Origin of the sequence: Cellulomonas triticagri (assembly GCF_003696205.1) — a bacterium.
Lineage (GTDB): Bacteria > Actinomycetota > Actinomycetes > Actinomycetales > Cellulomonadaceae > Cellulomonas > Cellulomonas triticagri.
The window spans coordinates 1-2,510 of the sequence record NZ_RFFI01000226.1 but is presented as its reverse complement, the minus strand read 5'-3'; the positions used below and the strand labels follow the sequence as shown (position 1 = coordinate 2,510).

At 77.8% G+C, this 2,510-nt stretch carries 3 protein-coding genes and 1 pseudogene; all 4 read left to right on the top strand.

The features are described 5' to 3' along the window. Positions 1 to 1,061: pseudogene (locus EBM89_RS20340) on the top strand (hypothetical protein); the annotation flags it as partial. Next, positions 1,058 to 2,122 (top strand): HAD-IIA family hydrolase, encoded by a 1,065-nt coding sequence (locus EBM89_RS20335; RefSeq protein WP_122151379.1) that lies wholly within the window; start codon positions 1,058 to 1,060, stop codon positions 2,120 to 2,122. The pseudogene EBM89_RS20340 and the gene EBM89_RS20335, both read left to right, overlap by 4 nt. Positions 2,123 to 2,240: 118 nt before the next feature. Further along, positions 2,241 to 2,384, top strand: a complete 144-nt coding sequence (locus EBM89_RS21935) for a hypothetical protein (protein WP_199732223.1) — start codon at positions 2,241 to 2,243, stop codon at positions 2,382 to 2,384. Positions 2,385 to 2,389: 5 nt separating this feature from the next. Beyond that, the coding region (locus EBM89_RS20330; protein WP_255414360.1) for a S4 domain-containing protein at positions 2,390 to 2,510 on the top strand (121 nt) is incomplete at its 3' end.

The window sequence follows — 2,510 nt, the reverse complement described above, 5'->3', positions numbered from 1 at the left end:
GGCGACCCGGTCGGCGCGACGAGCGTCCCGGGTTCCGCGGGGACGACCGGCCGCGGCGCGGCGAGCGCGGCGGCTACGGCGAGCGCGGCGGTTTCCGGCGCGACGACCGCCCGGCGCGCGACGAGTCGCGTCGACCCCTGCCGCGCGGTGCGCGTCGGGAGGACGGCGACGACCGCCGCGAGAGCCGCCCGCCGCAGTCGGTGCGGGAGCACGGGCCGTGGATCCCGGACGACGTGGAGTTCGGCATGCTCGACCGTGAGGTCCGGGCGCGCCTGCGCACGCTGAGCAAGGACAACGCGGGGGTCGTGGGTCGGCACCTCGTGATGGCGGGGCGGCTGCTGGACGAGGACCCCGAGCTCGCGTACGAGCACGCCCAGGCCGCGGTGCGCCGTGGCGGGCGGGTCGACGTGGTGCGGGAGGCGGCCGGTCTGGCGGCGTACCGCACGGGTCGGTTCGCGGAGGCGCTGCGGGAGCTGCGCACGGTGCGCCGGCTGAACGGCTCCTCGGAGCACCTGGCCGTGATGGCGGACTGCGAGCGCGGTCTGGGCCGGCCGGAGCGCGCCCTGGCGCTGGCCGCGTCCGCGGAGGCCGAGGGGCTGGACCCGCAGACCCGGACCGAGCTCGCGATCGTCGTCAGCGGCGCCCGGCTGGACATGGGCGACCCCGATGCCGCCATCGCGGTGCTGCACGGCGTCGAGGGCGGTCCGGTGCGCACGGTGCTGGCCGCGCGCGTCGTGCAGGCGCGTGCCGACGCGCTGCGTGCCGCCGGTCGGGGCGCGGAGGCCGACGCGGCCGAGTCCGCCGTCCCCGCGGGCCTGCTGGCGCAGGCGTCCGGTCCCGTCGAGGACGAGGACGTCGTCGTGTTCGACCTCGTGGAGGACGGCGAGGACCTCGGGGACGACGAGGCCGACCTCCCGGAGGAGACCGACGCCGCCGAGGCGGTGGACGGGACCGACGCGGACGACGCCGACGAGACCGACGCGCTCGACGAGACCGACGAGACCGACGCGCTCTCAGACGACGACGCCCCTGCGGGCGTCGAGGACCCGGAGGACCGGTGACGCACGCAGGACTGCTCGGCAGCGACATCCCGCTGGCCGAGCGCTACGACCTGGCCCTGGTGGACCTGGACGGGGTCGCCTACCGCGGGCACGAGCCCATCGACGGTGCGGCGGCCGGTCTGGCCGGCGCCCGCGCGGCGGGCATGCGCCTGGTGTTCGTGACGAACAACGCGTCGCGCGAGCCGGGTTCGGTGGCGGACCAGCTGACGTCGCTGGACATCCCCACGGAGCCGGGTGACGTGCTGACGGCCGCGCAGGCGTGCGCGGCGCTGCTGGCCACGCGCCTGTCCCCGGGGGACAAGGTGCTGGTGGTCGGCGGTGCCGGGCTGCTGACGGCGGTGCGGGAGGCGGGCTTCGAGGTCGTGTCCTCGGCCGACGACGCGCCGGTGGCGGTGGCGCAGGGCTTCGCCCCGGAGCTCGGCTGGGCGCAGCTCGCGGAGGCTGCGTACGCGGTGTCCCGGGGTGCCTGGTTCGTGGCGAGCAACCTGGACCTGAGCCTGCCGACGGCGCGCGGTTTCGCGCCCGGCAACGGTGCGCTGGTCGGCGCGGTGCGCGCGGCGACGGGCGTGGTCCCGGACAGCGCGGGCAAGCCGGCGTCGACGATGTACGAGATCGCGGTGGAGCGGCACGGCGCCCGGGAGGCGCTGGTCGTCGGCGACCGTCTGGACACGGACCTGGCGGGTGCCCGCTCCGGCGGTTTCGCCGGGCTGCACGTGCTGACCGGCGTGAGCACGGCGCGGGACGACGTCCTGGCGCCCGCGGGCCTGCGGCCGCACTTCGTGGCGGCGGACCTGGGTGGGCTGCTGGTGCCGCACGCGGCGCCGGTGCCGGGCGCGGAGGGCTGGTGGACCTGCGGGGACGCCGCCGCCCGCGTCGTCGACGGGCGCCTGGACCTGGGCGGCGTCGACGTCGACCCGGGTGCGGCGTCGGTGGACCTGGTGCGTGCGGCGTGCGCTGCGGCGTGGTCGGCGGTGGACGCGGGCGAGGAGCTGGACGCGTCGTCGGTGCCGGAGATCCACGTCACCCGGTCGGAGGCCACGGGCGTGGGCGCGGGCCGGTAACCTGACCGCCAGCACGGGGGCAGCAGCAGGACGGGACGTCGCGCGCGGGGAGACCTGCGTGCGCGGTGTCCCGTCGCGGGACGAGTAGCCGCCGCCGGCGGCGGGAGGAGCGGGTGTCGTGGAGCCGACGGGCGACCAGGCGGTCGACCAGGCGCTGGTGCGTCTGACGGAGGTCACGGATCTGGGGCTGCGGGAGCAGCTGGCCGTGTTCGACGCCGTGCACGCGGCCCTGCAGGACCGGCTCGCCGACGCGGAGGGCTGACGCGCGTGACGGAGCGCGTCGACGCCGTCCTGGTCCGGGACGGGCTGGCCCGCTCGCGCCGGCACGCCGCCGAGCTGGTCGCGGCGGGCCGGGTGCGGGTCGCGGGGCGCACGGTGCTGCGCCCCG